Genomic DNA, 21,038 nt, shown 5'->3' with positions numbered 1-21,038 from the left:
CCCCCGACCTCAGGACACCGTGAACCCTCAGGACACCGCGAAAGCCCCCGCCTTCCCCTGGATCGGCCTGCTCACGCTCGCCGGCGCCGTCTTCGTCTCCGTGACGAGCGAGTTCCTCCCGACCGGGCTCATCCCCGACATGTCGCGCGACCTCGGGGTGAGCATCTCGCTCACCGGCCAGCTCGTCACGATCTTCGCCGCGACCGTCGTCGTCGCGACGACTCCGCTGACCCTGGTGACCCAGCGCTTCTCGCGCAAGAGCCTCCTCCTCGTGGCGCTGTGCACCATCGCGGTCGCCAACGTCCTCGCCGCGCTCGCCCCCACCTTCGGGCTGCTCATCGGCGCGCGCATCCTCGGCGGGCTCGCCCACGGCCTCTTCTGGGCGATCGTCGCCGCCTACTCCGCGCACCTCGTCGCTCCGGAGCAGCTCGGCCGCGCGACCGCGATCACGGCGGGCGGCGGATCCGCGGCCTTCGTCCTCGGCGTCCCCCTGGGCACGGCGCTCGGGCACGCGTTCGGCTGGCGGCCCACCTTCGCGATCCTCGGCGGCGTCGTGCTCGTGCTCGCGCTGATCGTGGTGAAGTTCCTGCCTGCGGTCGACCACCACATCCCGCTGCGGACCGGCGAGATCCGCCTGCCGGCGCGGAAGGACCGGACGCTCCCCCGCATCATCGGCGTCTGCGTCGTCATCCTGCTGGTGCTGATCGGCCAGAACACCCTCTCGACCTACATCACGCCCTGGCTCGAGAACGCCTCCTTCGCCCCCGACACGGTGCCGCTCGTGCTCTTCGCGTTCGGCGGCGCAGGGGCGGTCGGACTCGTCCTGGCCGGCTTCGCGACCGACCGGTTCCCCCGCTCGGGCTTCGTGGTCGCCGCGATCGCGGTCGTGCTGGCGCTCGCGGGCCTGGCCGTCGCCGCGGGCACCGGTGCCGCCACGGCCGTGGTCGTCGCCGCGGTGATCTGGAACATCGCGTTCGGCGGCATTCCGGCGATGCTGCAGACCCGGATGCTGCGCACCTCCTCCTTCCAGCTGCGGAGCCTCGCCGCGGCGCTCCAGACGACGGCCTTCAACATCGGCATCGGCGGCGGCGCGGTCGTCGGCGGACTGGCGATCGACGCGAGCGGGCTCGACGTGCTGCCGTGGGTCGCGATCGTCATCGTCGTAGTGGGGCTCGTCGTCAGCCTGATCGTCGACGCCCGGGCGACGGCGGCGGTGCGGGCGGAGGCGGTTCCTACCCGCTGATCGTGTTGATGACGGAGGAAGAAAGTGCTCCGGCGCATGCCGATCCGCGCGTTCACGCTCGAGCTGGAACGATCTTCCTCCGTTGTGAAGACGGCGGCCTCCGGCTTCGTGGACACGGCGGCGTTCCTCCGGCGCGAACACCGGGATGTCGTCCGCACGGCCGACGCGGCGGCGCGGGGAGCAGGGGATACGGTCGAGGGATGAGAGACGGAACCCGATGAGCCCGAGCACCCTCGAGCCGCCGCTGACCCTCCCCTACTACGGGGCTCCGCCGATGGCGGCGCTCCGCCGCTTCTTCGGCAACTACCTCCGCTTCCGCGGGAGGGCGAGCCGGGCCGAGTACTGGTGGATCATCCTCCTCGGCAGCGTCCTCACAGGGCTGCTGCAGCTGGCCGACGGCGGTCCGTGGCGCCTCGACTTCACGCTGACCCCGTACCCGAGCGGCGCGCCGTTCCAGACCTTCTGGGTGTCGCTCGCCGCGGGCGCGATCGCCCTGGCGACGTTCCTCCCGTCGCTCTCGCTGATCTGGCGGCGACTGCACGACGTGAACCGCAGCGGGCTGTGGATCCTCGCGATCCTCGTGCCGATCGCCGGCTACGTGTTCCTGCTGATCCTGTTCGTGCTGCCGCCGCGGCCGGAGGGCGCGCGGTTCGACTGACCGGCGGACGCGTCGGCGGTGGAGTGCCGGACCCGGCCGACGAGTCGGCAGTGCGGCTCGCCTGCCGCCCGCAGGACGACGCCCGTTCTCGCATCGACCGCAGGAACCGTGATGCGCCCGAGCCCCAGGGTCGTGTAACCGGCTTCCTTCTCACCGGTGACCCTGGACGTGCCGATCGCGAGACAGATCACTGACCAAGCGAGAGCGGCGAAGAACAGCACCAGCTGCACGAAAAGGGGCAGACGCGATCCCGGAGGAAGGACCGCGAATTCGACGAAGAGCCAGATACAGGCGATCGCCTGGGCGAGAGTTCCCCACCCGGTGCTGAGAACACGTGTAAGCGCAGACCAACCGGGCAGCACTTCCACCCTCTCCGGCACCTGCGCAGGTACCCTCTCCGCCCCCGACATCATGCGCCCTCCGTCGGCGGCGCCAGGGCGACAGCGCCAGCGGCGCGCGCATCAGCTCGCTGCACCGCCCGATAGACCGTCGACCGCGCGACCTTGAACTCCGCCGCGAACTCGACAACGGTGCAGTTCCCGGCACGATGCTCTGCGACCACATGCGCCTCGATCTTCGGCGACAGCTTCGGCTGACGGCCACGCAGACGCCCCTTGGCCTTCGCGACCTTCATCCCCTCACGAGTGCGGGCACGAATCAGATCCCCCTCGAACTCCGCGACCATCGCGAGCACGTCGAACAGCAGCCGGCAGATCGGATCCTCCGGATCGTGGACCGATCCCCCGATGCTGAGCTTCACCCCGCGGCGGGTCAGCTCATCAACGATGTCGCGAGGGTCTGTGATGGACCGCGCGAGCCGGTCGAGCTTCGTCACGAGCAGAGTCGATCCGGCGTTGCACGCAGCCAGCGCCTCTCGTAGCGCGGGACGCTCGCGGTTCCGGCCGGTCAGACCCAAGTCGGCGTAGATCCGATCGGATGGGACGCCGGCCGCCCGGAGCGCGTCCCGCTAAGCGGTCGCATCCTGCTTGTCGGTTGAGACGCGGGCGTATCCCACGAGCGACCGTGCGCTCAGTGTGTCAGTTGACGCCCCACCATCGGGCATCTCATCGGGCGGGTCTATTGCGACAAACAGCGCCGCGAGATTCCGGTCTCATGCGCGGCCATCCTGGGCGGCCGGATGACGACCCTCATACGGACGGTCGCGATAGCCCTCGCTCGGTCACCCCGGGGATTGCACTCGACCGGCGAGACGCCCTCCTCCACGAGTTAGGGTCGTCCCGTGTTGGACGGAACATGGATCGAGCCTCCTCCAGCTCCGGTCCTCGCTGGACAGGAGCACTTCGACGGCGTACCCGCGACGGTTGCCGATTTCTGGCGATTCGCGCTGAGCGACTTCCGTACGAACAACGCTCGCGGTTACCTTGCCGAGTTCCTGGTCGCGAGAGCGCTCGGTCTTGACGAGGTCACGCGCACCGAATGGGACGCGTACGACCTGGTCCTTGACGACATGCGAATCGAGATCAAAAGCTCCGGCTACCTCCAGGCATGGAAGCAACGGGTCCTCAGCCCAATCCAGTTCAGTGGCCTGCGAGGAACCCGTCATCATCCCGACCACGGTTACGACCCTTCGGGCAAACAACTGAACGCGCACGTGTACGTGTTCTGCGTGCAGACCGCTCAACAACACGAGCAGTACAGGCCACTCGACCTCCACCAGTGGGACTTTTACGTCGTGAGCCGCGGCGATCTCGAGGTCCTGGGTAGCAACAGCATCGGGCTCAAGGCCGTCGTCACGCTGGCCGGCCAGCCAACGCCCTGGTCGGAGCTGCGGGACGCGGTCACGTCCGCCGCCGTCGGGCAGCACCTCCCCGACCTACCTTGGTGGACCGTAGACAACGCGTAACTCGGGGTGCCGCTGGACCATGGTTTACCGGTCGCAGGGGCACCGCCTCACATTGGTGGCTACTGTCCGGCGATCATCGCGAGGGAGGGCGCCCGGCCCTTCTCGATGTGGGTGAAGGCGATCGACTCGGCGAGGCGGTCGTTGCCGGCGCGGATCGCGTCGAGGAGGCCGTGGTGCTCGTCGGACTGCTGGCGCTGGTCGCGTGCGCTGGTGAGGTAGAACAGCCACGTCATCCGCCCAGTGACGGCGCGCATCAGCGAGGAGAGCAGGGCGCTGCCGGCGACTTCGACGATTGCCTCGTGCACGACGGTCGAGGTCTCGGCGACCTCGAGCCAGTCCTCGCTGTCGAGGGCGCGGTGCTCCGCGTCGATCGCGTCGAGCAGCGGTTGCAGTGACGCACCGGCGGCGACGGCCTGTGCGGCCAGCCGCGCGGCGAGGGTCTCGAGGCTGAGTCGGACGTCGAAGAGTTCGACGACGTCCTCGATGCTCCACTGGGCGACGCGGGTGGAGCGGCGTGGGAGCATCCGCACGAAGCCCTCGTTGGCCAGCTGCGGCACGGCCTCGCGCACCGGCAGTCGTGAGACGTGCAGCTCGGCGGCCAGTGAGGCCTCGACCAGCCGCGATCCCTGCGAGTGCTGGCCGAGGATGATCTGCCGGCGCAGCGTCCGGTAGGTCTGGCTGGCGAGCGACTCCTCGGTGCTGGCGAGTGTCATGACGGTCCTCCTCGCGACGCCGGTGCGACCATTCAACACGCTCGGCCCTGCCTGTGCGGTCCGCCGGCCACCCCGCTCGGCCCCGCGCTCAGCCGCCGGGCCAGCTGCGCTCCTTCGGCAGCGGGCGGGCGTAGCTGTCGATCCGGCTGGTGCCGAGCCGCTGCCGGACGAGCGTCTCGACGAGCGCGGCCGCCGCCGCGACCCCGTCGACCACCGGCACGGGCAGCCGCGCGCCGACGTGCTCCTCGAGGCCCGCCATCCCCGCGCAGCCGAGGCAGATCACCTCGGCGCCGCGGGCGATCGCGCGCTCGCCCGCCGCGACGAAGGCGTCGAGGGTCGCCTGCGGATCCTCCTCCAGCTCGAGCACGCCGAGGCCGGTGTCCTCGATCGCGGCGCAGTGCGCGATCAGGCCGGCGGTGGTGAGGCTGTCCTCGATCTGGCCGACCGCGCGGCGGACCGTGGTGACCACTCCGTAGCGGCGGCCGAGCAGCATCGCGAGGTGCGCGGACGCCTCCGTGATGTCGACGACGGGCACGTCGAGCAGCTCGCGCGCGCCCTCGCGGCCGTGCTCGCCGAAGCCGGCCATCACGACGCCGTCGATGCCGGCCGGCAGCCGCTCCAGGGTGTGCAGGACGGCCGCGGCGCTGAGGAAGCTGTCGTACCAGCCCTCGGCCGAGGCGACGCCCCAGCTCGGCGTGATCGCGACGATCTCGGTGCCCGGCCCGACGGCGAGCCGGGCGCGGGCGGCGGCCGTCTCGGTCATCGACTCGGTCGTGTTGCAGTTGACGACGGCGATGCGCATCAGCGGCCCGCCGCCGCGGGGACGCCGGACAGCCGGACAGCGCTGCCCGCGTCCCGCAGCCGCGCCAGATCGATCAGCGCGGCGGCGACCGCGAGGTCCTGCGCGGCGAGGCCGACGGAGTCGAACACGGTGATCTCGTCGTCCCGGGTGCGGCCGGGAGCGGTGCCGGCCACGACGTCGCCGAGCTCGAGCAGCCCGGCCGCCGCGTCGAGGGCGCCCTCCGCGATCGCGAGGACGAGGTCTCCGGACTTCGCCCGCGCGGTGGCCGCGCTGTCGACGACGAGCGTGCCGAGCGCCATCGCCGCGGAGTCGAGCTCGCGGTGCTCCGGCCGCGGACGGGCGCCCACGGCGTTCACGTGCTGGCCGGCGTGCAGCCAGGCCCCGTGCACGATCGGCTCGACCGACGGCGTCAGCGTGCAGAGCACGTCGGAGCACTCGGCGACGGCCCGCGGATCCGCGGCGCGGGTCACGGGGTGCCCGACCGCCTCCTCGAACCGGTCGAGCGTCGCGTCCGACCGCGACCAGACCACGATCTCGTCCAGGTCGCGCACCGCCTGCAGCGCGCGGACGTGCGCGACGGCGAGGTTGCCGGCGCCGATCAGCCCGAGCACCCGGCTGTCCGCCCGGGCGAGGTGCCGGGTGGCGACCGCGGAGGCGGCGGCGGTGCGCGCCCGGGTGATCAGCGCGCCGTCCAGGACGGCCACGCACTCCCCGGTGAGCAGCGAGGTGACCAGGATGGTCGAGCGCTGCGTCGGCAGCCCTCGCGCTGCGTTTCCGGGTAGGTCCGCCATCAGCTTCACGGCGGCCAGGCCCAGGGCATCGGAGCGGACCGCCATCGGGAGGATCAGCCCGTCGCCCTCGCCCGCGAGGGCCGTCGGCGCGCCCTGGTGCAGCGCCCCGGAGCCGAGGTCCGCGAACACCTGCTCGACCGCGCCGAGCACGTCGACGTCGGGGAGCAGCCCGGCGATCTGCTCGGAGGCGAGGACGAGCGTCATCAGCGCGCGCCGACCGTCGTGCGGCCGGTCAGCTCGGCGAGCGAGGGGGCGCGGGTGACGAGGCCGGCCTCGGCGAGGATCCGCATCCAGCGGTCGGAGGCGGCCTCGTCGATCACGGTCGTGTCCCAGACCCCGCCGGCGGCCATCTCGTCGGCGGCCTCGTGCAGGAGCGCCGAGTCGCGGTCGGGCCAGCGCGCGGCGAGCACCGCGTCGATCTCGGCGCCGGCCTCACCCGCGGTGATCCTCTGCATCGCCGTCTCGATCGCGTCGACGAAGCGCTCGGTGCGGTCGGCGAGCTCCTCGACCCGCTCGGTGCGGGTGTAGTAGACGCTGTTGGGCATCACGCCCGCGTCGAGGTGGCGGAAGACGATCTGCCCGCCGCCGGCCGCGACGAGCTCCTTCGCCGAGAGCAGGTCGAGCACGATCGCGTCGCCGAGGCCGTCGCGGTAGAGCTCGAGCATCATCGCCGTGGACAGGTCGCGCGCCCAGCGGGTGGCGGAGACGTCGAGGCCGGCCTCGCGGATCAGGCCTGCGGTGAACTCGAACGGCGCGCTGCCGCCGGCGCCCGGGGCGAGCACGACCTTGCCGGCCAGCCCGTCCAGGCCGACCGGTCCGGAGCCGTCGCGGGCCACGATCGTCATCGGGAAGCGGTGGTTGAGCTGGCCGACGACGGTCAGCTCGCGGCTGGTGCCGGCGTACATCCCGGGGACCCAGAGCCCGCCGAGGGCGAGGTCGGCGGCACCGGAGTCGAGGTCGTCGAGGACGCCGGTCCAGGGGTCGCAGGCGGTGGCGGTGACGGCGAGGCCACGCTCGGCGAACAGGCCGCCGACGTCGGCGACGTACTCGGGGAGGTAGTTGAGTCCGTTGGCGGTGGCCGAGACGGTGAGGGTGTCCATGGTGCTCCTTGTGGTGCTGTCCGGTGGTGGGTCGCGCCCCCGGCGCCGGAGCGCCGGGGGCGGGGGTGGGTCAGTGGGCGGCGGCGGCGATCGCGTTCTCGTTGACGTCCTCGAGCGAGCGTCCCCGGGTCTCCGGGGCGAAGCGGGAGGCGACGACGAGCACCGCGTACATCACGGCGGCGAGGCCGAAGACGCCGGCGAAGGCGAACGAGCCGTAGAGCGCGACGGCGAGGAACGGCATGACCGCTCCGGCGATGTTGCCGATGCCGTTGACGATCGAGGCGCCGGAGGCGCGGATCGCGGTCGGGAAGATCTCGGCGGTCCAGGTGGCGAGGGTGGTGTTGGTGACCATCGTGAAGAACTGGAAGAGCGCGCCGAGCACGAGGATCGCCCCGGTGCCGTTCCCGAAGCCGGCGAAGGCGAGCGCGGTGAGGCAGCCGAGGACTCCGGCGGCGCCGACGGCGGTGCGGCGGCCGACGCGACCGGCGATCAGGGCCGCGGTCGTCGCTCCGAGGAGCGAGCCGATGTTCATGATCATCGTGTAGAGCAGGCTCTCCGAGACGGAGTAGCCGCGCTCGACCAGCAGGGTCGGCATCAGGAAGTTCAGCGTGACCTGCGAGCCGAAGGCCATCCAGGACGCGACGCCGAGGGCGGCGGTGCGGCGGATCACCGGGCGGCTGAACACCGCGGCGGGGGAGGCGGACATCCGCACGGGCGGCAGGTCGTCCGGCGACAGCTCGACGGGCGGGCGGTCAGTGGTGGGGGTGAGCGAGTTCGAGGCGAGGATCGCGAGCGAGCGGTTCGCCTCCTCCGTGCGGCCCTGCGAGAGCAGCCAGCGCGGCGTCTCCGGCAGCTTGCGGCGGTAGAAGACGACCAGCAGCGCGGGGACGGCGAGGATCACGAACGACCAGCGCCACACCGAGTCGGGGCCGCCGAGCGGGGTCTCCAGCGGGCCGAGCAGCAGCAGGAACAGGCCGTAGGAGAGGAAGTTGCCCAGGCCCCCGGCGCCGACGTTGACGGCGCCGATCGCGGTGCCGCGGAAGCGGGTGGAGACCATCTCGGAGAGCATGACCAGGCCGATCATGAACTCGCCGCCGATGCCGATGCCGACGATCAGGCGGCTGACGAGCAGCATCTCGTAGTTCATCGCGACGGCGCTGAGCAGTCCGCCGAGCGTGTAGATCAGCAGGTTGAGGCTAAGCGAGAAGCGGCGGCCGTAGCGGTCGGCGAGGTAGCCGGCCAGCACGCGGCCGATCAGTCCGCCGATGACCGTGGCGGTGTTGATCGTCGTGAGCTGGACGTCGCCGATCTGCAGCGTCTCCTTGATGTGGCTGCCCATGGCACCCACCGAGTTCTGCTCGAGGGTGTTGAAGAACTCCCCGGCGAGGATCAGTAGGAAGATCCAGAACTGCGCGCGGGTGAAGCCGATGGAGTCGAGGACGGAGGCGACCGTGTGGCCTGAAGCGGGCGGAGCGGTGGTGCGGGATACAGCAGACATGTGTAGCTCCCAGCAGGGCGAGGGGGAAAGCGGCTCCAGAGTGATGGTCACCGCGAGGACTCCTCTTTTGTATCCCAAATACCGTTTCGGGCAGGTTTCCACGATGCTACAACCTCCCTCTGAGCTGTGGTGACCGCACAGAACCGCATACACCTCGAAGCGTTCGCTGGCGGTGGTATACAAACTGGTCTCTGTGCGCGCAGGGGCTGCATGGTCCCGTAATGCGGGAGGTGTGGGGCACGAGCCGCCGTCGTCATGCGTCTCACGACCCCGGCTGGCCGCGTCTTCAGGCCCCCCGAGGACTAGGGGCGGCGACCTGAGATGCGAACCCGGATCGTCGCGCTCCTCGTTGAGCTGCGCGGGCGCCTTCTCGGCGAAGCTATCCGCCACCCCGCCGCTTCACCGTCGGGCCCGTCGTCACCGCAGCTGTCGTCGAGACCGTCGATCACAGCGTTCTTCCCACGCTCGTCCGCAGATCTTGAGCAGCGCCGGGTTCAGCTAATCCTGCGTCCCGTATGGGGATGGTTCACCGGCACGCAAGGTTCTAGTTGTCCTTGACTCTGCGACCCGCGCCGCGCCCGTCTCCGCCGGCAATCCAGTCGTTGACCGCTCGAGATACGTGAGTGTTGTGACTTGCGGCCCATGAGGGATCGTTGGATGCGGATGTGAAGGCGATCATCGGTGTGTGCCGGATGCGGCCGTGACGGTCGCGCCAGTGCAGGACCATCAAGCCGGCTTTTTGGCGCACTTGGATGGTCTGGTCGCGAGGGACGCGTCGGGACCACCAGACCCCGTGGACGGTGAGGTCGTTCTCTCGCAGGCTGACGCCGCTGAAAACAACCCACCGCGCAGCGAGCGGTATGACGACCGCGAAGATGACGATGAAGACCAGCTGCTCGTCCAGCGCGAGGCCGGGCTTCCATACTGTCGCTGCCGGCACGCAGATCAGAGCTGCGGGCAGGAGTATGCCGAAACGGAGCTGGATATTCGGGCGAAACCGCACGGGCGCTGATTTTAGGGGCGCCCGCCCGTTCGTCGTTCCGTATAGGGATCGTTCAGTGGCCGGTGAGCGGGCAGGTACTGCTCTCGCCCGCGCTGTGCGTCGCGGCCCAGAGCAGGGCGGCGCCGGCGGCCCCCGCCGGTCTGTCACGTGCGGCGTCAGCGAAGTCCCCATCTCTCGACCGCACCGCCACAGGCCGCATGTCCACAGCGCGTGACGCTCCGGCTGCAGATTTCGCTAGCAGCTAGCGAACGCCGCGGGCACGCTCGTAGCACCGGTAGAGCACGATCGCGCCGACGGCTGACACGACGAGTCCGATAAAAAAGCCCACGAGCAGGACCGGGCTGAGTTGGCCCCCGGTCTGATCCAGGTCCGCACGAACGCCGGCCTGAAACCCCGCCACTGAGCAGATCAAGGCGATCACGACACCCGACGCGAGCAGGCTCACGCCCTTGAGCACTTCCACCATGACCACCCCCGGTCGTGAAGCTACCGCAGAGTGTTCCACCCCGCGACCGCCTCGTCCCGTATGAGGATCCCCATACGGGATGCGCCCAGAACGGCCGAAGCCGCTCACCTCGTGCCATAACCTCGTGCCATGCGCACCCTTGAGCGGCTACTGCTCGCGGCGCTCATCACTGCTGCCTGCGCTTTTGTGGCGATGATCACCCTCCTGGGGCTGGCCTCCCTCGACTTCCCGCGGGACACGATTCCGCCATACGACCCCACCCCATCGATCCATCCGACCGCTCGTCCGATACCTCAGAAGATCGATGGCTGACCGGCCAACGATCCCCATACGGTATGCGCGCGGAACGGCCTAAGCCGCTCACCTCGTGACATAACCTCGTGCCATGCCCACCCTTGAGCGGCTACTGCTCGCGGCGCTCATCACTGCTGCCTGCGCTCTTGTGGCGACGATCACCCTCCTGGGGTTGGCGTCCCTCGACTCCCCTCGGGACACGACTCCGCCATACGACCCCACCCCATCGATCCATCCGACCGCTCGTCCGATACCTCAGAAGATCGATGGCTGACCGGTCAATGATCTCTATACGGAACGTGCCGTGGTCTGCTCAACCGACGATCACGGCGGTACGCAGAGCCAGAACCCAGCTGGTGACGGCGCCGACCACCCCCAAGGCGAGCAGCAGCGACCTCCATCGAGCGTGGGAGCGCGTGCTGAGGCGCATCGCTACGACCAGGAGAACGAGGGTCGCGAGGGCGACAGAGCACAGAGCCGGCCACGCGACGTGGAACCCCGTGCACTGAGGAGGAAGGGACTCGTTGCACGCAAACGTGAATCCGTCGAGGAAGACGCCCGCGACGAGGGCGAGGAGAGTGATTACGCCCGCGATCACGGCGGAAGCATTGAGCGACAGTGTCTGCACACCATCACTCTCGGACCAGCGAGTGAACGGCAGGAGCGCACTGGTCCATCCGGGTCGGATCTGTCCCGGAGACCGATCCCCATACGGAACGCTCCATCGACTCTCCCGTGGGTGCGAGACTCGGAAGAAGACCCATCGTTACAGTGCCAGCGCTCCTCTCCTTCGCAGCGCGGTACGTTGTGCTGACGAGGCACAGGGGGATGCGGTGGAATCGACAACGCGCCTGAGGTGGGTGACCGGAGCCGCAGTGATGGCGCTCACGACGACGCTCATGGCCGGGTGTTCCGGCCCCGACACCGAGGCCTACTCCGATTTCAAGCGGGCACAAGACGAGCGAGACGCTCTTCCCGACGTCGGCACTGTAGGAGACGGCTACGACCCCGCCTCGATCCATTACGTCGGCTCAGCCGACGGATTGGACGTCTGGATCGGGTCGCAGATCACGACCGGAGGCCGGTGCGTGATCGTGGACGGAGAAGGCGACAACGAAGACGGAAGCGGCTGCGGGGATGAGTTGTCGCTGAACGGAGCATGGGTCGTTCAGATACACACCGATGGCGCCGGTCCGGACGACGCTGATGGCCTCGACTGGACGAGCCTCGGTGAGAACGTCTCTATCCGCCGGTACTAACCACCCCGTTCCTCACGTCGACCGCGCGGACGAGCATGTGAGAACGACCCCTACCGGCCGTCCGGTCGACCATCCCTTAACGGGACGCTGATCAGTCAACCTTTCAACGATCTGATGACGTTCGCGGTTGTCAGTTCTCGAGGTCCTCTGCACAGATCTTCAAGGTCGTCTGCACAACTACCGGAGCCGTCTTTCGGAGCGTACGCCGACGTCGGCCAGCTGCGTCTAGGTGGTCTTCCGCCCGAGGACGCGGAGGCCGTCTGGTCGCACCTCACCCGTGGGCGAGACGTGGCGGTAGAGCGTCTGGCGGGAGATGCCGAGTTCTGTGCAGAGAGCGCCGATGTTCGTTTCCGGCTTGCCCATCGACGCCATTGCGAGTCGCACCTTGGCGGGCGTCATGGTGAACGGGCGCCCGCCGACCCGACCCCGTGCTCGAGCGGACGCGAGGCCCGCGATGGTTCGTTCGGAGATGAGCTCGCGCTCGAACTCGGCGAGGGCCGCGAAGATCCCGAAGACCAGCTTGCCGGCCGCGGTGGTCGTGTCGATCGCCGCCCCCTGACCCGTGAGCACTTTCAGCCCGATGCCGCGCGCGGTGAGGTCATGGACCGTGTTCACGAGGTGGTGAAGGTCGCGTCCGAGCCGGTCGAGCTTCCACACCACGAGCGTGTCGCCCTCGCGCAGTGCTTTCAGGCACGACAGCAGGCCCGGGCGATCATCCTTCCGGCCGGATGCGAGGTCGGAGTACAGCTGAGCATCCTCGACGCCGGCCGCGAGCAGCGCGTCGCGCTGCGGATCGGTGGTCTGCGTCCCGTCGGTCTTCGAGACGCGCATGTACGCGACGAGCACCGCTGACTCCTGTCACTTATACGGCCGAATACGTGACGTGATGCTGGCAGGATGGCGCGCCGAGTAAAGGTGTCACGTAACTGGTCACTCATTCTAGGTGTCGTGAACGGCTGGAATCACGTTCCGTGACGATGGGTAGTCGGGTACGCAGCCTGGGCGGCACGAGCCAGAGCGTCGTACGGTGGGCGCATGCACGCGCGACCTGACTTTGGCCGTGAAAGCCGACTTCGCTGGCGGGGTTCGCTCGCTCTTGCAGCCGTTGTGACCTCGCTCTGCGGTTGTGCCGCTGACGTTCCCGGCCCGTCACCAACCTCGCCGATGGTCGCGGCAGCGCGGCAAGACACGCGTCCGCTGTTTGACGAGGCGATGGCGGTGGAGGCCGTGCCGGGCGTGCGAGAGGTGGCACGGGCGACGGAGGACTGGTGCTTTGGCGAGGGAGGATCCGATCAGATCGGCGAGTCAGGGTCGGTGATCACGACGGTCTGCAGATTCGGCGGTGGAATCGTCTATGCGGTGGATGGCACCGATCAGCTCGCAGCGGCCGAAGCCGTCGACAGATTCCTCGCGACCAACGGAATACACGGCGCAGGAGGAAGAGTCGTTGATTCCCTGGTCGGCGTCGACTTACTGCAGAGCGGTGACATCTCCGGTGGTGGTGGTCGTGGTCTTCCCGGTGGAGGAGCCAACGAGACGGCTACCGTCCGGTGGACTCTCGTCGCCGCATCGAGACTTCAGGTCCATGACCTCCCGCTCCCTCAGGGCTTCAACCGCCAGTCCTACGAAGGGTCGATCACCGAGTCGACTCCCGCGGACGTCCGCGCAATGGATGCGTCCTTCGCCCTGACCGTCGCTTTCGGCTGGCGGTACTTCGCGGGCACCGGCAATGGATCCGTTTCCTCATCCTGACGGTAGTGGTGGTGCGCTCCGATCCGCGCTCTTTGAGCTTTCTACCTAGAACAAGTTTGTGCTAGCTTCCTCGCACAAGGCGAAGTCGTCGCCGCTGGTGTCCGCTGTGGAGGTCGCATGTCCCTGTTCATTCCTCGAGAGGTGTATCAACTCCTCTCGGCCGTCGCCGCTCCGGCGACCATCGGGCTCATCTGCTTCGTGCTGTCGTGGGCGTACCCGCGCCGGATTATCTCGCTGCCCGCCAGCGGACGTCGCGCGTCGACGCTGACGTGGGCGGGTGTAGCCGGCGCGCTCCTCGTGATCGTGGTGGCGGTCGTCGTCCACGTGAGCACGCCGGCGGATACCACCGGATTCGAGGGATGGTGGCGGCGGCCCGCTCCCCTGCTCGTCGCAGCACTCGTCGTGACGGTGGCCATGCTCCTGGTGCGCCGCGAGCCTCTTCCTGCGCCTGGCGAGACAGCGGTCGCTCCTCAGCGTCGTTGGCACGAGTTCGCTTCTCGTCCGTTGCTGTGGATCGGAGCGGTCACCACCGCGCTGCTCGCACTCACCTCGATCTGGCAGACAGTGATCGCCACCACCGCACCAGAAGACGCCTTCTTCCTCGGCAACGTGCCCGAGCACACGACCCTGCCGATCTACATGCCCTTCAACGCGAACTACGGCTACATCGCCGGCGTCGGCTGGCCGAATTACCTCGCCACCCTGATCACCCTCGCCCTCGCCGTGGCCGCACTCGTCCTCGCGCTCCGCACGGACGCCAACCGGCCACTGCGCGCTCGATCGACCGCGACCAGCGTCCGCCCAGAACGTGAACTCACCGCCCGCCTCTTCACCCTGCTTCTGCTCGGCGGGCTGATCACAACGCTCGGCGCCGTCTGGATGCACGCAGGAGACATCGGAACGATCATCGTCGGAGTCGACGGACAGAGCACCGCAAGCGGAAACCTCGTCTACGTCGGCAGCGCCTACCGTGCCTTCGCGCAGCCCCTCCTCTACGCCGGATTCCTCGGCCAGGGCATCGGGGTCGCACTCCTACTCCGGGTCGCGACCGACACCCTCCGCTCCGCCGCCGCACTGCGGCGCGCACGCATGCCGCTCATCGAGACGCTCCCCTTTGACGGAGTGGCGCGGTGACCACACTGACGATCAAGACCGCGGAGGAAATCACCGAACGCTTCCGTGGAGCTATCCAGGCTGGACAGCTCGGTGACGGCGAACGCCTTCCGACCGTCCGCCAGACAGCCCGAGACTTCGGAGTCGCCCAAGCCACCGCCGCCAAGGCCTACAAGACCCTCGAACAAGACGGCCTCGTCGTCACCCGCACCGCAGCCGGCACCCGCGTCGCGCCAGGAGCATCACGCGCACCCCAACTCGTCGTAGAACACGCACGCGCCCTCGCGGACTCCGCAACTTCCGCCAACGTCTCCCTAGACGACGCGGTCGCCATACTTCGCGCAATCTGGGCCTGAAGCATGAAGCAACCGCGTAACGCTCGCGTCGGGAGCGCAGACAACCTCGAACAGGTCGCACGAGATCGAAGCGTTGAGAGATACACATCAGGGGCGAAGGGCGGCACCCTGACGACCCTGGCGACCTCATGCCAGGATCGGGCCATGGGGATCAGCAGAACCGGAATCACGTTCACCATTGCGGCCATAGCCTGCGTACTCGTACTGTCCGGCTGCACCGGGAACGAGAGCCCCGGCGACGAATCATCGACCAACGCTGTCGAATCATCAGGCGTCGATTCGGCTGGAGCGCCGGGGCCGGCCGCGTCTGATGACTCTCAGCTCAGTGCTTTCGAGCAGCAGCTCCCCCTAAGGGGCGACTTCGTTAGTCAGCAGACCGAGACGACAGGATCGGTCCTGATCGAGCGCCGCGCGGACGGGTCAACCTGGGCAGTCCTCACCGGGTTCTCGACCGGAGAAGCCTCCAGTCTGAGGCTGCACCTCAAGGAGGGTGCGCTCGAGCAGGAAAGCTCGGGCGCATGGGTCGATACCGCGGGCTACTCGTTCGATATTGCCCCCCTGGATCCGGAACAGCCAAACCAGGAGATCGCGATACCCGGAGCCCACACCATGCCGGCCATCAAGACCCTTACCGCCATGAACTACGAAGGACCCGACTACCCGTCCTTCGGGTCCGTCGCCCTCGAGAGGTAGCCCATCAGACAGTGGCCACACGTGAACGCCCGCGATGCGCCAACGTTTGGATGAAGACTTCTTCTACGCGACAGGCTGACCCGCGCTCACGTCAGAAATGCAGACGACCCTGAGCGGCCAGATGCTCACGGTCGTCTGCACGAGTACCGCTGCGAAGCGGAGAGTTGTGCAAGGGAGCGTGAGGAACGACACTCGGTGTCGCGTCTGCGTGTACCGGTGAACGATCCCCATACGGGACCGTCGCTCGGTGGAGAGGGACCCCGCGCAACCGCTCGACCCACGCGCACGACTGCAGCGGAGCCACTGGTTGACTCATAGTGCGAGCGTTGGAGTATGGTTCAGATCATGGCCGGCGAGATGCGAGAGACGACGTTCTGGATCTTGACCACGTTGGCGACAGGTCGGCGCCACGGTTACGCGCTCCTCCAGGAGATCGAGGAGCAGTCCGAGGATCGCGTGCGCCTTCGAGTGACGACGCTCTACGCGGCACTTGAACGGCTCGATACGGAGGGTCTTATTTCTTCCGATGGAGACGAGCGGATCAACGGTCGAGTCCGTCGCTACTTCCGACTGACTGACGCCGGCCGTACTGCGCTCGGTGTCGAGGTCGATCGCATGGAAGCCAGCGCGCGCCGAGCGCGGGCGAACCTCGGACTCGTTCCCACCGCAGCGATCCGACCTGGCCACGCCCCCGATTGGAGAACGGCATGACGACGAACGATGACGCCTACCGAGCCGACCGCTTCCGACGCGCGTTGCGCTGGTACCCGCCCGTATGGAGGGCGGAGCACGGTGAGGTGCTGCTCGGCATCCTGTTGGACGAAGCCGACGACGCAGGCCGGTCCCGCCCCACGCTCGGACAGCGAGTCACTTTGATGGTCGGTGGGGTGCGTCACCACTTCCGTTCGCACGCTGGCCGATCGCCGGCCGCGATCATTCCGCTCGCTCTAGCCACGGCGTTCTTCATCTTCTACTTCACGATCAACTGGTCACCGGGGATCAACTATCCCGGCGCGATCGGACCGTTCACCAATCCCTCCGTCTTCGCGGGAGCCGCTTTCGTTGTCGCGCTCGGGCTCGCGATGGCCGGACGAACAGGTGCCGCCCGCGGCATGGCACTGGCGGCTTCTGCCGCGGAACTGATCATCGCTTTCGTGTCGGCGTCCGCAGGGTGGCTTGGTCCCGGCCTCTCGACAGCGGCGCCTATCGCAGCGCTCGGCCTGCTCACAGCGCTCCCCTGGCGCGGACGAGTCACCGCCGCGGTCTCGACGCTCGTACTCATCGGCCTGCCTGTCCTGCTGATCGGAATCGAGGCGCTCGGAGCAATGGTCTTCCCGATGTACCCAGCGCTGCCGGCTGGACTGCAACTCCCCATCGTGTGTGGCGTGTTGCTGGCGATCGGACTCGCCGCGAGCCGAGCAGCGCGACTCGAAAGGAAGCTGCCCGGCGCCCTAGACGCCTGACATGCTGAACGCGGGCTTCATCATTCGCAAACGGATCCGCAGCCGAGATCCCGGAGTGGAACAGAACATCAACTGGTCGAGCATCTGTAACAGCAGCCCGGCTGGCGACATGTCCCAGGTATGAGCCCATCACAGTCCGCCCGCGAGGCGAGCTTCTCCGAACTGTACGAACGCGAATACGTCAGCGTCGTCAGATTCCTGAGACGTCGCACTGACCCCGAGCGCGCCGCCGACCTCGCGCACGAGGCGTTCCTGATCGCCTGGCGCCGGCACGACACCGCGCCATCAGAGGACGAGGCCGCGCGGGCGTGGCTATTCACCATCGCCCGGAACTGTCTCCTCAACGACCTCCGCAGTCAGCAGCGCACCACCGCGCTCACGATCCGGGTCGCCGCCACCACCGACGCGGCCGCGCGGTCACCGGAGGACGCGATCGCGACCCGACTCGACCTCTACCAGGCGTGGCAGCAGCTCAAACCGCAGCACCAGGAAGCGATCGCGCTGACGGCCTGGGAAGGACTCGGCTCCCCCTCCGCGGCCGGAGTGCTCGGCATCACCGCCGTCGCCTTCCGACTCCGACTTCACCGAGCACGCACCGCACTTCGGGCACTGCTCGATCCCCCTTCGCACCAGCACCACGCCGACTCGCCCGCCTTGGAGGCATTATGACCACGCCCGAACTCCTCGCCACGAAAGACCTCGACCCGGCCGCCCACTACGAGCTCGACGGCCCGGCCCACGAAGCCGCCGCAGCGCGGCTCCAGATGATCCTCCACAGCGACCCGGTGGCCGCTCGAGAGCCCGCCGCTCGGCGCCCTCGGGGATGGCAGTTCATCCTTCCCGCAGGGCTCGCGGCCGCAGCACTGGGAGTCGCTCTCGCCGTCCTGCCGTCCGGTGTCGACTCCCGCGCGTACGCCTCGTGGACGTCGACCGCGGAGGTTGCCAGCACGTCCGACCTGACCGTCGCGGGCGCTGCGTGTGCGTCAGGTGACGCGGAGCAGCTCGGGCAGCCGGCAATCGGGGAACGGCGCGGCGATTGGGTGCTGCTCTCGTACACGACGCCCAGTCAGCGGGCGTGCCTCATCGAGATCCCGGCTGGGACGAGCGCTGCTGGGAGGTCGCTCATCAGTTCCACTGGAAGCGAGGGCGGCTTCACTCCGCTCGCTGACGAGTACACGCAGGGCGGCATCAGCCAGTTCGCCGGCGAGAACCTCCCGCCCGCCGCCTTCACCAGCGGCGACGTCGGCTCGGACGTGACCGGGCTCACCATCCGCACCGGCGACGGCACGAGCGTCATCGCCACGATCACAGACGGCCACTGGGCCGCGTGGTGGCCCGGAACCGGCCTCACCGAGGGAGGCGAGACGGGCCGCGGCGGACCGGAGCCGACCTTCGCCGTCACGCTCACCCTCCGCGACGGAAGCACCATCACCGACGCCAGAGAATCCTTCAACCAGCCCTAGCCGGCGCGTGAATCTCCGCGGCCGACGTTAAGAACGAGCCTCGGCCGGACACGTCGGTAGTGACGAGCAATCACCGAGGGGGAACGGGCATGGACGATCTGGACGATCTGGTGCGACGAGCTGCGCCGCCGGCGCTGGGCGAGGATCCGGCGGCCGCCGACGCCGCGCGCGGCATTGCCCGGGCAGTGGCCGAGAGGCGTCCGCCGCGACGTTCGTGGTTCCGCTCAGGAGTCGGAGCGACGGTTCTGGCGATCGGACTGGTCGGAGTCGGAACCACGGCCGCCGTCGCAGGGCCGTCGCTGCTGCAATGGGTCGGCTGGACTCCGGACGTCGCCGTGCAGCGCACGTTCGAGCTCACCGAGGGTGCCGACATCGGGACCTGCGCAGTCGTCGCCCGCATCCAACCGGAGTACGGCGGCGGGCTCTCCGACGAGGAGACCGACGAGCTGACCGAGAGGGCTCGCGAGTTCCTCGCGCAGCACGACTGGGATCCGGTCATTGCCCGTGTCACTCCGGAGGCCATCGAGGCGGCCCTGGCGTCGAATCAGGCGGGGATCGATGAGGCGAACGCTGCGGCGGAAGCCGCCGGCCGCCCGGCAGACATTCCTGACGCGACCCCTGGGGTGATCGCCAGCTCTCTCATGGGCGACGAGATCCGGGATGTGCTCGAGGAGGCCGGCTACTTCACGACCAGCACCTCCATCGAGATGGCGGGACAGTGCGACAGCGATTCCCCCGGGACTACCGAGTGATCGCGCGACGACGCCGGTCCGACCAGGACGCGGCGCTCGAGAGCCTCCACGCCGCGAACGCAGCGGATCTGCTCAGCTACTTCGGCCGACGAGTCACCGTTCCCGCTGACGCCGCTGACCTTCTCAGTGAGACCTTCATCGTCGCTTGGCGACGCATCGAGCAGCTGCCCGCCGACCCCGAGCGAGCACGCATGTGGCTCTTCGGAGTCGCCCGCCGAGTCCACTCGAACGCTGCACGAGGAGCCATCCGACACGACGACCTCACGCAGAAACTCCGCCAGCACTTCGACGCCCACCGACCCGATCCCGTCGGCGCGGACACCCTCGACATCTGCACAGCCCTCGACGCCCTCCCGGAGAATCAATCCGAACTGATCCGGCTCATCCTCTGGGACGGCTTCACCCTCCCCGAAGCCGCGACAATCCTCGGGATCAGCGAATCGACAGCACGCGGCCGACACCAACGAGCCAAACTCCGACTTCAAGCCGTCCTCCGACCACGCGAACACCATCGAGGTCCCACCAATGACTGAGCAAGCAACGAACGTCGGTACCGGTTTGCGGGCGGCGACTCCAGCATCCGATGGATCTGTGAACGCGTTCATCGGCTGGACCGCTGCCGGCGTAGTCACGGTGGTCGCCGCCCTGGTTCTGATGTTCAGCAGCTTCATGGTGGCTCTGGGGGTCACGGACGCGGATCCATCCGAAGGGGCCATCGCGATCGGTGCCGGCGGAGTAGGCGTCGTCATCTGGATCGTCGTTGCCGCTGTCGGAGGGTACGTCGCTCCCCGGAGGCTCTCGCGTCGTCCTGTTCTCGTCGCGTGGCTTCCAGCTGTGGTGAGTGCCCTCTGGTGCGGGATCGCTATCGGCCTGTTTCCCGTCCTGCTCGAGAACGTCGTCTTGCCGATGTCGTTGACCCCCGTGCCGATGAGCCAGCCGCTCCTTTTCCAAGCGTTGATTCTCACGGCCGGCGCCATCCCGGCCGGAGCGGGGTTGCTGGTGATCAATCTCGTGTTGCGCGTCATCAGAGCGCGCCGCGGCCGAGTCGCGACGCACACGAGAGGTGATGCGCCTGACGTCGGGAGTCAGAGCTCCTCGTGATCCACGGCGAGAGAGGACTGGGCATCAACGAGATGAGGCACGGCGTCGGCTCAGCGCCCAGACCAGCGCGCCCGCGAGGAGCACCGCGCAGGTCAGCCCGGCGACGTGCAGGACGAGCGAGAGCGTCCCGTTCTCGGGGAGCAGGAAGCCGTACGGCACCCACCCGTCGGTCGCTCCGCGGACGAGCACGACGACGACCCAGACGATCGGGTAGGGCAGGACCACCCACAGCCGGCGCCAGGAGAGCGGTCCGCGGTCGGCGACGACGATCCAGTCGAGGAGGACGAGGGCGGGGAGCGCCACGTGCAGGACGGCGCTGACCCAGGGCGGGGCCGTCCCGGTACCGGGAACGAGGGTGTTGTAGATCACGGCGACGACGATCGAGTAGGCCGTCGCCGCGCCGCGGACGTAGCTCAGCCACACCGGCGTCGGACGGCGGGCGAGCCCGACCGATCCGGCGACGATCAGCACCGCGCTCGCGAGGAGGCTGGTCTGATTCGTGAAGTAGCCGAAGTAGTCGAACGGATTCGGGTCGCCGGCCACGATGCTCAGCGCGTAGGTGCGGAGGATCACCGAGACCGCGGCTGCACCGACGGCGATGCGCGCTACACCCACGAATGGGCGGGTCGGTGCCGGGGAACTCATCGGGTCAGC

27 protein-coding genes and 1 pseudogene are annotated in these 21,038 nt (G+C 68.5%); 17 read left to right on the top strand and 11 right to left on the bottom strand.

The genetic code is table 11. The features are described 5' to 3' along the window. The 3 genes from C5C54_RS15725 to C5C54_RS15720 all read left to right on the top strand — a co-directional run. Positions 1–1,243, top strand: a 1,243-nt coding sequence (locus tag C5C54_RS15725) for an MFS transporter (protein ID WP_219812217.1), incomplete at its 5' end; no start/stop codon positions are given. Between the two features lie 36 nt (positions 1,244–1,279). Further along, entirely contained in the window at positions 1,280–1,447 is a 168-nt protein-coding gene (locus C5C54_RS18080) for a hypothetical protein (protein ID WP_181074925.1), read from the top strand. A 13-nt stretch (positions 1,448–1,460) separates the two neighbouring features. Then, a complete protein-coding gene (locus tag C5C54_RS15720) occupies positions 1,461–1,901 on the top strand; it encodes a DUF805 domain-containing protein (RefSeq protein WP_104250042.1) in 441 nt (146 codons plus the stop codon). 409 nt (positions 1,902–2,310) lie between these two features. On the opposite strand, the pseudogene C5C54_RS15710 reads toward C5C54_RS15720, so the two are convergent. Then, a pseudogene (locus tag C5C54_RS15710) lies at positions 2,311–2,964 on the bottom strand (recombinase family protein). A 177-nt stretch (positions 2,965–3,141) separates the two neighbouring features. Between C5C54_RS15710 and C5C54_RS15705 the strand changes: the two are divergent. After that, positions 3,142–3,765 carry a hypothetical protein gene (locus tag C5C54_RS15705; RefSeq protein WP_104288753.1) on the top strand — a complete coding sequence of 208 codons (624 nt, stop codon included), beginning with the start codon at positions 3,142–3,144 and terminating at the stop codon, positions 3,763–3,765. 59 nt (positions 3,766–3,824) lie between these two features. Here the strand turns inward: C5C54_RS15705 and C5C54_RS15700 are convergent, their stop codons facing one another. From C5C54_RS15700 to C5C54_RS15670, 7 genes are all read right to left on the bottom strand, one after another. After that, positions 3,825–4,478, bottom strand: coding sequence for a GntR family transcriptional regulator (locus C5C54_RS15700; protein WP_104224667.1), 654 nt, complete (start codon positions 4,476–4,478; stop codon positions 3,825–3,827). An 88-nt stretch (positions 4,479–4,566) separates the two neighbouring features. After that, positions 4,567–5,280, bottom strand: a complete 714-nt coding sequence (locus C5C54_RS15695; protein WP_104226500.1) for an aspartate/glutamate racemase family protein — start codon at positions 5,278–5,280, stop codon at positions 4,567–4,569. Then, positions 5,280–6,275, bottom strand: coding sequence for an ornithine cyclodeaminase family protein (locus C5C54_RS15690; protein ID WP_104288752.1), 996 nt, complete (start codon positions 6,273–6,275; stop codon positions 5,280–5,282). Before C5C54_RS15690 ends, C5C54_RS15695 begins: the two co-directional genes overlap by 1 nt. Then, positions 6,275–7,171: an ABC transporter substrate-binding protein gene (locus C5C54_RS15685; RefSeq protein WP_104288751.1), complete on the bottom strand. Its 897-nt coding sequence runs from the start codon at positions 7,169–7,171 to the stop codon at positions 6,275–6,277. The genes C5C54_RS15690 and C5C54_RS15685 overlap by 1 nt, the downstream gene beginning before the upstream one ends. 70 nt (positions 7,172–7,241) lie before the next feature. Continuing rightward, positions 7,242–8,669 carry an MFS transporter gene (locus C5C54_RS15680; protein ID WP_104288750.1) on the bottom strand — a complete coding sequence of 476 codons (1,428 nt, stop codon included), beginning with the start codon at positions 8,667–8,669 and terminating at the stop codon, positions 7,242–7,244. A gap of 544 nt (positions 8,670–9,213) precedes the next feature. Next, entirely contained in the window at positions 9,214–9,672 is a 459-nt protein-coding gene (locus C5C54_RS15675; RefSeq protein ID WP_104288749.1) for a hypothetical protein, read from the bottom strand. A gap of 241 nt (positions 9,673–9,913) precedes the next feature. Further along, positions 9,914–10,138: a hypothetical protein gene (locus C5C54_RS15670; RefSeq protein ID WP_146078882.1), complete on the bottom strand. Its 225-nt coding sequence runs from the start codon at positions 10,136–10,138 to the stop codon at positions 9,914–9,916. A 129-nt stretch (positions 10,139–10,267) separates the two neighbouring features. On the opposite strand from C5C54_RS15670, the gene C5C54_RS15665 reads away from it, so the two are divergent. Further along, positions 10,268–10,450 carry a hypothetical protein gene (locus C5C54_RS15665; RefSeq protein ID WP_104288748.1) on the top strand — a complete coding sequence of 61 codons (183 nt, stop codon included), beginning with the start codon at positions 10,268–10,270 and terminating at the stop codon, positions 10,448–10,450. A gap of 295 nt (positions 10,451–10,745) precedes the next feature. On the opposite strand, the gene C5C54_RS15660 is transcribed toward C5C54_RS15665, so the two are convergent. Next, a complete protein-coding gene (locus tag C5C54_RS15660) occupies positions 10,746–11,030 on the bottom strand; it encodes a hypothetical protein (RefSeq protein WP_146078881.1) in 285 nt (94 codons plus the stop codon). A gap of 235 nt (positions 11,031–11,265) precedes the next feature. Here C5C54_RS15660 and C5C54_RS15655 point away from each other — a divergent pair, with 235 nt between their 5' ends. Beyond that, complete coding sequence (locus C5C54_RS15655) at positions 11,266–11,691, top strand: hypothetical protein (RefSeq protein WP_146078880.1); 426 nt, start codon at positions 11,266–11,268, stop codon at positions 11,689–11,691. Positions 11,692–11,916: 225 nt separating this feature from the next. Here C5C54_RS15655 and C5C54_RS15650 read toward each other — a convergent pair whose 3' ends face one another. Next, the gene (locus tag C5C54_RS15650; protein WP_104288745.1) at positions 11,917–12,537 is read right to left on the bottom strand and encodes a recombinase family protein; all 621 of its coding nucleotides are present in this window, start codon (positions 12,535–12,537) and stop codon (positions 11,917–11,919) included. Between the two features lie 372 nt (positions 12,538–12,909). On the opposite strand from C5C54_RS15650, the gene C5C54_RS15645 reads away from it, so the two are divergent. From C5C54_RS15645 to C5C54_RS15590, 11 genes are all read left to right on the top strand, one after another. Beyond that, on the top strand, positions 12,910–13,443 hold the full coding sequence (locus tag C5C54_RS15645; RefSeq protein ID WP_146078879.1) for a hypothetical protein: 534 nt from the start codon (positions 12,910–12,912) through the stop codon (positions 13,441–13,443). 117 nt (positions 13,444–13,560) lie between these two features. Continuing rightward, positions 13,561–14,577: a hypothetical protein gene (locus C5C54_RS17745; protein ID WP_146078878.1), complete on the top strand. Its 1,017-nt coding sequence runs from the start codon at positions 13,561–13,563 to the stop codon at positions 14,575–14,577. After that, positions 14,574–14,912 (top strand): GntR family transcriptional regulator, encoded by a 339-nt coding sequence (locus tag C5C54_RS15630; RefSeq protein ID WP_104258128.1) that lies wholly within the window; start codon positions 14,574–14,576, stop codon positions 14,910–14,912. Before C5C54_RS17745 ends, C5C54_RS15630 begins: the two co-directional genes overlap by 4 nt. Before the next feature lie 144 nt (positions 14,913–15,056). Beyond that, positions 15,057–15,605, top strand: a complete 549-nt coding sequence (locus C5C54_RS15625) for a hypothetical protein (RefSeq protein WP_104288744.1) — start codon at positions 15,057–15,059, stop codon at positions 15,603–15,605. A gap of 333 nt (positions 15,606–15,938) precedes the next feature. Continuing rightward, positions 15,939–16,316 carry a PadR family transcriptional regulator gene (locus C5C54_RS15620; protein ID WP_219812216.1) on the top strand — a complete coding sequence of 126 codons (378 nt, stop codon included), beginning with the start codon at positions 15,939–15,941 and terminating at the stop codon, positions 16,314–16,316. Beyond that, entirely contained in the window at positions 16,313–17,068 is a 756-nt protein-coding gene (locus C5C54_RS15615) for a hypothetical protein (protein ID WP_104258130.1), read from the top strand. The genes C5C54_RS15620 and C5C54_RS15615 overlap by 4 nt, the downstream gene beginning before the upstream one ends. 120 nt (positions 17,069–17,188) lie before the next feature. Then, positions 17,189–17,737 carry an RNA polymerase sigma factor gene (locus tag C5C54_RS15610; RefSeq protein ID WP_104258131.1) on the top strand — a complete coding sequence of 183 codons (549 nt, stop codon included), beginning with the start codon at positions 17,189–17,191 and terminating at the stop codon, positions 17,735–17,737. Beyond that, positions 17,734–18,531 carry a hypothetical protein gene (locus C5C54_RS15605; RefSeq protein ID WP_104258132.1) on the top strand — a complete coding sequence of 266 codons (798 nt, stop codon included), beginning with the start codon at positions 17,734–17,736 and terminating at the stop codon, positions 18,529–18,531. Before C5C54_RS15610 ends, C5C54_RS15605 begins: the two co-directional genes overlap by 4 nt. A gap of 335 nt (positions 18,532–18,866) precedes the next feature. Beyond that, a complete protein-coding gene (locus C5C54_RS15600) occupies positions 18,867–19,283 on the top strand; it encodes a hypothetical protein (RefSeq protein WP_104288743.1) in 417 nt (138 codons plus the stop codon). Beyond that, the gene (locus tag C5C54_RS18555) at positions 19,250–19,816 is read left to right on the top strand and encodes an RNA polymerase sigma factor (RefSeq protein WP_104258134.1); all 567 of its coding nucleotides are present in this window, start codon (positions 19,250–19,252) and stop codon (positions 19,814–19,816) included. The genes C5C54_RS15600 and C5C54_RS18555 overlap by 34 nt, the downstream gene beginning before the upstream one ends. Positions 19,817–19,874: 58 nt before the next feature. After that, the gene (locus C5C54_RS15590; RefSeq protein WP_104288742.1) at positions 19,875–20,384 is read left to right on the top strand and encodes a hypothetical protein; all 510 of its coding nucleotides are present in this window, start codon (positions 19,875–19,877) and stop codon (positions 20,382–20,384) included. 24 nt (positions 20,385–20,408) lie between these two features. Here C5C54_RS15590 and C5C54_RS15585 read toward each other — a convergent pair whose 3' ends face one another. Further along, on the bottom strand, positions 20,409–21,029 hold the full coding sequence (locus C5C54_RS15585) for a Pr6Pr family membrane protein (RefSeq protein WP_104288741.1): 621 nt from the start codon (positions 21,027–21,029) through the stop codon (positions 20,409–20,411). Positions 21,030–21,038: the final 9 nt, after the last annotated feature.

It is taken from the genome of Rathayibacter sp. AY1F2 (genome assembly GCF_002930885.1).
Classification (GTDB): domain Bacteria; phylum Actinomycetota; class Actinomycetes; order Actinomycetales; family Microbacteriaceae; genus Rathayibacter.
The sequence above is the reverse complement of the archived record's forward strand: the minus strand, read 5'-3'. Positions and strand labels throughout refer to the sequence as shown.

Bases quoted from the DNA above. Each gene is read 5' to 3' on its own strand.
- C5C54_RS15685 (WP_104288751.1), bottom strand. From the start codon at position 7,171: ATGGACACCCTCACCGTCTCGGCCACCGCCAACGGACTCAACTACCTC.
- C5C54_RS15615 (WP_104258130.1), top strand. From the start codon at position 16,313: ATGACGACGAACGATGACGCCTACCGAGCCGACCGCTTCCGACGCGCG.
- C5C54_RS15695 (WP_104226500.1), bottom strand. From the start codon at position 5,280: ATGCGCATCGCCGTCGTCAACTGCAACACGACCGAGTCGATGACCGAG.
- C5C54_RS15610 (WP_104258131.1), top strand. From the start codon at position 17,189: ATGAGCCCATCACAGTCCGCCCGCGAGGCGAGCTTCTCCGAACTGTAC.
- C5C54_RS15690 (WP_104288752.1), bottom strand. From the start codon at position 6,275: ATGACGCTCGTCCTCGCCTCCGAGCAGATCGCCGGGCTGCTCCCCGAC.
- C5C54_RS15605 (WP_104258132.1), top strand. From the start codon at position 17,734: ATGACCACGCCCGAACTCCTCGCCACGAAAGACCTCGACCCGGCCGCC.
- C5C54_RS15665 (WP_104288748.1), top strand. From the start codon at position 10,268: ATGCGCACCCTTGAGCGGCTACTGCTCGCGGCGCTCATCACTGCTGCC.
- C5C54_RS15625 (WP_104288744.1), top strand. From the start codon at position 15,057: ATGGGGATCAGCAGAACCGGAATCACGTTCACCATTGCGGCCATAGCC.
- C5C54_RS15585 (WP_104288741.1), bottom strand. From the start codon at position 21,029: ATGAGTTCCCCGGCACCGACCCGCCCATTCGTGGGTGTAGCGCGCATC.
- C5C54_RS15620 (WP_219812216.1), top strand. From the start codon at position 15,939: ATGGTTCAGATCATGGCCGGCGAGATGCGAGAGACGACGTTCTGGATC.
- C5C54_RS18080 (WP_181074925.1), top strand. From the start codon at position 1,280: ATGCCGATCCGCGCGTTCACGCTCGAGCTGGAACGATCTTCCTCCGTT.
- C5C54_RS15670 (WP_146078882.1), bottom strand. From the start codon at position 10,138: ATGGTGGAAGTGCTCAAGGGCGTGAGCCTGCTCGCGTCGGGTGTCGTG.
- C5C54_RS15720 (WP_104250042.1), top strand. From the start codon at position 1,461: ATGAGCCCGAGCACCCTCGAGCCGCCGCTGACCCTCCCCTACTACGGG.
- C5C54_RS17745 (WP_146078878.1), top strand. From the start codon at position 13,561: ATGTCCCTGTTCATTCCTCGAGAGGTGTATCAACTCCTCTCGGCCGTC.
- C5C54_RS15680 (WP_104288750.1), bottom strand. From the start codon at position 8,669: ATGTCTGCTGTATCCCGCACCACCGCTCCGCCCGCTTCAGGCCACACG.
- C5C54_RS15700 (WP_104224667.1), bottom strand. From the start codon at position 4,478: ATGACACTCGCCAGCACCGAGGAGTCGCTCGCCAGCCAGACCTACCGG.